This is a genomic window from Peptoniphilus harei (assembly GCF_900454685.1).
In the GTDB taxonomy this organism is placed as follows: Bacteria; Bacillota; Clostridia; order Tissierellales; family Peptoniphilaceae; genus Peptoniphilus_A; species Peptoniphilus_A harei.
This window is the reverse complement of record NZ_UATM01000024.1, coordinates 1-6,112: the sequence shown is the minus strand read 5'-3', so window position 1 is coordinate 6,112 and position 6,112 is coordinate 1. Positions and strand designations below refer to the sequence as shown.

The following is a 6,112-nucleotide window of genomic DNA, read 5'->3' as shown; positions in this document are numbered from 1 at the left end:
TTGATGTACCTGAAGAAAAAGTTGATTACTTAATGGGCCAATTCGAATATGCTATTCACCAACTTGAAAAACTTACTGGTAAGAAGTTTTTGATGAAAAGAAATTCGAAGAAGCTTGTCAAATTGCAAACAGAACTGCTGCTGCATGGTTAAAGGCTTGTTCATACATGGCTTACGAACCATCTCCACTTTCTGGATTTGACCTATTTAACCACATGGCAGACATTGTTGCTGCAAGATGTGAAATTGACGCAGCAGAAGGTTTTGAACTTCTAGCTGAAGAATATGAACAATCAGTTAAGGAAGGAACTTCTACTTGGGAATACCCAGAAGAACACAGAATCCTATTTGAAGGTATACCTTGCTGGCCAGGACTAAGAAACCTATTTGAACCATTAAAACAAAATGGAGTTAACGTAACTGCAGTAGTATATGCACCTGCTTTCGGTTTCCAATACACAACTGTTAGAGAAATGGCTGCAGCTTACTGTAAGGCACCTTGTTCAGTATGTATCGAAGACGGTGTTGAATGGAGAGAAACAATGGCTAAAGAAAACGGAGTTTCTGGAGCACTTGTTAACTACAATAGATCTTGTAAACCATGGTCAGGAGCAATGCCTGAAATCGAAAGAAGATGGAGAGAAGACCTTGACATTCCAGTAGTTCACTTTGACGGTGACCAAGCTGACGAAAGAAACTTCTCTCAAGAACAATACAAGACAAGAGTTCAAGGTTTAGTTGAAATCATGAACGAAAGAAAGGCAGATAGAATCGCTAAGGGCGAAGACATCTACACTAACTTCGAAAACACTAAAGAAACTGATTGGTCTAAGACTACAATTTAATAGGGGTGCAAAATGACTGATATAAAAGAATTATTAAAAGAATTTAAAAAATAGCAGAAAATGGAAGAGAACAAATCGACAAGTACCTTGATCAAGGTAAAAAAGTAGTTGGTGTATTCCCTTACTACGCACCTGAAGAAATTATCTATGCAGGTGGACTTGTTCCATTTGGAGTTTGGGGAGGACAAGGCCCAATTGATAAGGCAAAAGAATACTTCCCAACATTCTACTACTCACTAGCACTTAGATGTCTAGAAATGGGTCTTGACGGATCACTTGACGGACTTAGCGCATCAATGATTACAACTCTTGATGATACACTAAGACCATTCTCTCAAAACTACAAAGTTTCTGTTGGTAGAGAAATCCCTATGGTATTCTTAAACCACGCACAACACAGAAAGAAGAATTTGGTAAGACATACAATGCTAAAATCTTCAAACAAGCTGCTGAAAGACTTGAAGAAATCTGTGACGTTAAGATAACTGACGAAAACCTTAAGAAGGCTTTCGAGGTTTACAACGAAAACAGAGCTCTTAAGAGAGAATTTGTTAAACTTTGTGGAGACTATTCACAAACTATTAAAGCATCTGACAGAAGTCACGTTCTTAAGGCATCACACCACATGCTAAAAGACGAGCAACAAGATGTTAAAAGAACTTATTGAAGCTCTTAAGGCTATGCCAAAAGAAGAATGTAAGGGACCAAGAGTAGTAACTTCTGGTGTTATCACTGATAACCCTGCACTTCTAGAAGTTCTTGATAACTTTAACGTTTGTGTAGTTGCAGACGACGTTGCAGCTGAATCAAGAGGATTCAAGGTTGACGTTGATACTTCAATCGAAGATCCATACATGGCACTTGCTGACCAATTCGCAAGAATGGACGAAGATCCAATTCTTTACGACCCAGACATTTGGAAGAGACCAAAATGTTGTTGACCTAGCAGTTGATAACGACGCTGATGGTTGTCTGTTATTCATGATGACATTCAACGATACAGAAGAAATGGAATATCCATCACTAAAACAAGCTTACGAAAAAGCTGGTATTCCACTAATCAAACTTGGTTATGACCAACAAATGACTGACTTTGGTCAAGCTAAGACTCAACTTGAAACATTTAACGAAATGGTTCAACTTAATAGAATGTAATAAAATAATATAAATTTTTAAGACGCTGAGTGATCGGCGTCTTTTTTTATTTAATTTTGAAATTAACTTACTAAAGCTTTTATAAAATTAGGGTAAATTACGAGATTACAGAAAATTATAAGATTGTAAATAATTGCGAGATTGCAAAAAATTATGACTTTGATAATAATTATAAGATTGTAAATAATTACGAGATTGCAGATAATTATTAGCTTATAAATAAGTATGAGGATATAAATAATTGATAAGAAGCAAGAATTTATTAGAGAAGAATTTATTTTTATTTATTATTTTAAAATTACCTATTACTAAACTTTAAAGAATAAAAAATTTATAAATTACTAATGTATGTTACTTGACAGATTAAGACAAAAACAAATTGAAATAAATAGACATAATTGTAAAAGATGGCCTATGTGATAAAATTAAAATTACTAGAAGAATTAGCCTATAGTATTAAAAGTTTTAGGATATAAATTTTATAAAATTTGATAAAAAATATAAAGAAAGAAGGTAACTATGGAAATTTTAATTTTAAGAGAAGAAGATATTTTAGAAGCAGTTGACATTAAAGATATAATTGAAGCAGACAAGGAAGCTCTAAAAAACTACAGTAATGGTGGATCAGATATACCACTAAGAACTGTAATTGACGTAGATAAAGACTCATCAAGTACTGCAATTTTTATGCCGGGATTTATCAAGGACAAGAATGCTCTTGGAATGAAAATAATCGACATCTATCCAGAAAATATTGACAAGGGTCTAGTTAGCGCTCCATCCACAATGATTTTAATTGACAAGGAAAATGGATTTGTTAAGGCAATTCTTGATGGAACGATCCTTACAAGATTAAGAACTGGTGCAGTTTCAGGTGCAGCCACAGAAGTCCTAGCCAATGAGGGTGCAAAAACCTTCCTATTAATAGGAACTGGTGGCCAAGCATCAACTCAGCTTGAGGCAGTCCTAGCAGTAAGAGACATAGAAAAAGCCTATGTATGTGATGTGAACTATGAAAGAGCAAGAAGTTTGCAGAAGAAATGAATGAAATTAAAAAATATGGAGCAGAAATTATCCCTATTGCAAATTCTGATGAAGTTATAGGAGAGTAGACTTGACATGTCTCTACCTCATCTTGCCTCAAGCTGAGTTGATGCTTGGCACAGTTCCTATTAATAGGAAGGTTTTGCACCCTCATTGGCTAGGACTTCTGTGGCTGCACCTGAAACTGCACCAGTTCTTAATCTTGTAAGGATCGTTCCATCAAGAATTGCCTTAACAAATCCATTTTCCTTGTCAATTAAAATCATTGTGGATGGAGCGCTAACTAGACCCTTGTCAATATTTTCTGGATAGATGTCGATTATTTTCATTCCAAGAGCATTCTTGTCCTTGATAAATCCCGGCATAAAAATTGCAGTACTTGATGAGTCTTTATCTACGTCAATTACAGTTCTTAGTGGTATATCTGATCCACCATTACTGTAGTTTTTTAGAGCTTCCTTGTCTGCTTCAATTATATCTTTAATGTCAACTGCTTCTAAAATATCTTCTTCTCTTAAAATTAAAATTTCCATAGTTACCTTCTTTCTTTATATTTTTTATCAAATTTTATAAAATTTATATCCTAAAACTTTTAATACTATAGGCTAATTCTTCTAGTAATTTTAATTTTATCACATAGGCCATCTTTTACAATTATGTCTATTTATTTCAATTTGTTTTTGTCTTAATCTGTCAAGTAACATACATTAGTAATTTATAAATTTTTTATTCTTTAAAGTTTAGTAATAGGTAATTTTAAAATAATAAATAAAAATAAATTCTTCTCTAATAAATTCTTGCTTCTTATCAATTATTTATATCCTCATACTTATTTATAAGCTAATAATTATCTGCAATCTCGTAATTATTTACAATCTTATAATTATTATCAAAGTCATAATTTTTTGCAATCTCGCAATTATTTACAATCTTATAATTTTCTGTAATCTCGTAATTTACCCTAATTTTATAAAAGCTTTAGTAAGTTAATTTCAAAATTAAATAAAAAAAGACGCCGATCACTCAGCGTCTTAAAAATTTATATTATTTTATTACATTCTATTAAGTTGAACCATTTCGTTAAATGTTTCAAGTTGAGTCTTAGCTTGACCAAAGTCAGTCATTTGTTGGTCATAACCAAGTTTGATTAGTGGAATACCAGCTTTTTCGTAAGCTTGTTTTAGTGATGGATATTCCATTTCTTCTGTATCGTTGAATGTCATCATGAATAACAGACAACCATCAGCGTCGTTATCAACTGCTAGGTCAACAACATATTTTGGTCTCTTCCAAATGTCTGGGTCGTAAAGAATTGGATCTTCGTCCATTCTTGCGAATTGGTCAGCAAGTGCCATGTATGGATCTTCGATTGAAGTATCAACGTCAACCTTGAATCCTCTTGATTCAGCTGCAACGTCGTCTGCAACTACACAAACGTTAAAGTTATCAAGAACTTCTAGAAGTGCAGGGTTATCAGTGATAACACCAGAAGTTACTACTCTTGGTCCCTTACATTCTTCTTTTGGCATAGCCTTAAGAGCTTCAATAAGTTCTTTTAACATCTTGTTGTGCTCGTCTTTTAGCATGTGGTGTGATGCCTTAAGAACGTGACTTCTGTCAGATGCTTTAATAGTTTGTGAATAGTCTCCACAAAGTTTAACAAATTCTCTCTTAAGAGCTCTGTTTTCGTTGTAAACCTCGAAAGCCTTCTTAAGGTTTTCGTCAGTTATCTTAACGTCACAGATTTCTTCAAGTCTTTCAGCAGCTTGTTTGAAGATTTTAGCATTGTATGTCTTACCAAATTCTTCTTTTCTGTGTTGTGCGTGGTTTAAGAATACCATAGGGATTTCTCTACCAACAGAAACTTTGTAGTTTTGAGAGAATGGTCTTAGTGTATCATCAAGAGTTGTAATCATTGATGCGCTAAGTCCGTCAAGTGATCCGTCAAGACCCATTTCTAGACATCTAAGTGCTAGTGAGTAGTAGAATGTTGGGAAGTATTCTTTTGCCTTATCAATTGGGCCTTGTCCTCCCCAAACTCCAAATGGAACAAGTCCACCTGCATAGATAATTTCTTCAGGTGCGTAGTAAGGGAATACACCAACTACTTTTTTACCTTGATCAAGGTACTTGTCGATTTGTTCTCTTCCATTTTCTGCTATATTTTTAAATTCTTTTAATAATTCTTTTATATCAGTCATTTTGCACCCCTATTAAATTGTAGTCTTAGACCAATCAGTTTCTTTAGTGTTTTCGAAGTTAGTGTAGATGTCTTCGCCCTTAGCGATTCTATCTGCCTTTCTTTCGTTCATGATTTCAACTAAACCTTGAACTCTTGTCTTGTATTGTTCTTGAGAGAAGTTTCTTTCGTCAGCTTGGTCACCGTCAAAGTGAACTACTGGAATGTCAAGGTCTTCTCTCCATCTTCTTTCGATTTCAGGCATTGCTCCTGACCATGGTTTACAAGATCTATTGTAGTTAACAAGTGCTCCAGAAACTCCGTTTTCTTTAGCCATTGTTTCTCTCCATTCAACACCGTCTTCGATACATACTGAACAAGGTGCCTTACAGTAAGCTGCAGCCATTTCTCTAACAGTTGTGTATTGGAAACCGAAAGCAGGTGCATATACTACTGCAGTTACGTTAACTCCATTTTGTTTTAATGGTTCAAATAGGTTTCTTAGTCCTGGCCAGCAAGGTATACCTTCAAATAGGATTCTGTGTTCTTCTGGGTATTCCCAAGTAGAAGTTCCTTCCTTAACTGATTGTTCATATTCTTCAGCTAGAAGTTCAAAACCTTCTGCTGCGTCAATTTCACATCTTGCAGCAACAATGTCTGCCATGTGGTTAAATAGGTCAAATCCAGAAAGTGGAGATGGTTCGTAAGCCATGTATGAACAAGCCTTTAACCATGCAGCAGCAGTTCTGTTTGCAATTTGACAAGCTTCTTCGAATTTCTTTTCATCAAACTTCTTACCAGTAAGTTTTTCAAGTTGGTGAATAGCATATTCGAATTGGCCCATTAAGTAATCAACTTTTTCTTCAGGTACATCAACTGTGTTTTGGAAT

At 34.7% G+C, this 6,112-nt stretch carries 5 protein-coding genes and 2 pseudogenes; 4 read left to right on the top strand and 3 right to left on the bottom strand.

The window, feature by feature from the left end; translation table 11 throughout:
• The 4 genes and pseudogenes from DRZ96_RS01110 to DRZ96_RS01100 all read left to right on the top strand — a co-directional run.
• Window positions 1–844 (top strand): annotated as a pseudogene (locus DRZ96_RS01110) (2-hydroxyacyl-CoA dehydratase subunit D); the annotation flags it as partial.
• Between the two features lie 50 nt (window positions 845–894).
• On the top strand, window positions 895–1,329 hold the full coding sequence (locus DRZ96_RS12270) for a 2-hydroxyacyl-CoA dehydratase (protein WP_409371943.1): 435 nt from the start codon (window positions 895–897) through the stop codon (window positions 1,327–1,329).
• Window positions 1,221–1,999 (top strand): annotated as a pseudogene (locus tag DRZ96_RS12265) (2-hydroxyacyl-CoA dehydratase subunit D). Before DRZ96_RS12270 ends, DRZ96_RS12265 begins: the two are co-directional and overlap by 109 nt.
• A gap of 519 nt (window positions 2,000–2,518) precedes the next feature.
• Window positions 2,519–3,043, top strand: a complete 525-nt coding sequence (locus DRZ96_RS01100) for a hypothetical protein (protein WP_112889275.1) — start codon at window positions 2,519–2,521, stop codon at window positions 3,041–3,043.
• A gap of 128 nt (window positions 3,044–3,171) precedes the next feature.
• Here the strand turns inward: DRZ96_RS01100 and DRZ96_RS01095 are convergent, their stop codons facing one another.
• The 3 genes from DRZ96_RS01095 to DRZ96_RS01085 form a co-directional block, all read right to left on the bottom strand.
• Window positions 3,172–3,576 (bottom strand): hypothetical protein, encoded by a 405-nt coding sequence (locus tag DRZ96_RS01095; protein ID WP_256584767.1) that lies wholly within the window; start codon window positions 3,574–3,576, stop codon window positions 3,172–3,174.
• A gap of 519 nt (window positions 3,577–4,095) precedes the next feature.
• Window positions 4,096–5,244, bottom strand: coding sequence for a 2-hydroxyacyl-CoA dehydratase subunit D (locus DRZ96_RS01090; protein ID WP_112889268.1), 1,149 nt, complete (start codon window positions 5,242–5,244; stop codon window positions 4,096–4,098).
• Between the two features lie 12 nt (window positions 5,245–5,256).
• Window positions 5,257–6,112: 2-hydroxyacyl-CoA dehydratase subunit D (locus DRZ96_RS01085; RefSeq protein WP_172605439.1), on the bottom strand; the 856-nt coding region annotated here is incomplete at its 5' end.

Excerpts from the sequence above, each read along its gene's own strand:
- DRZ96_RS01100 (WP_112889275.1), top strand. The coding sequence starts at position 2,519 with ATGGAAATTTTAATTTTAAGAGAAGAAGATATTTTAGAAGCAGTTGAC.
- DRZ96_RS01090 (WP_112889268.1), bottom strand. The coding sequence starts at position 5,244 with ATGACTGATATAAAAGAATTATTAAAAGAATTTAAAAATATAGCAGAA.
- DRZ96_RS01095 (WP_256584767.1), bottom strand. The coding sequence starts at position 3,576 with ATGGAAATTTTAATTTTAAGAGAAGAAGATATTTTAGAAGCAGTTGAC.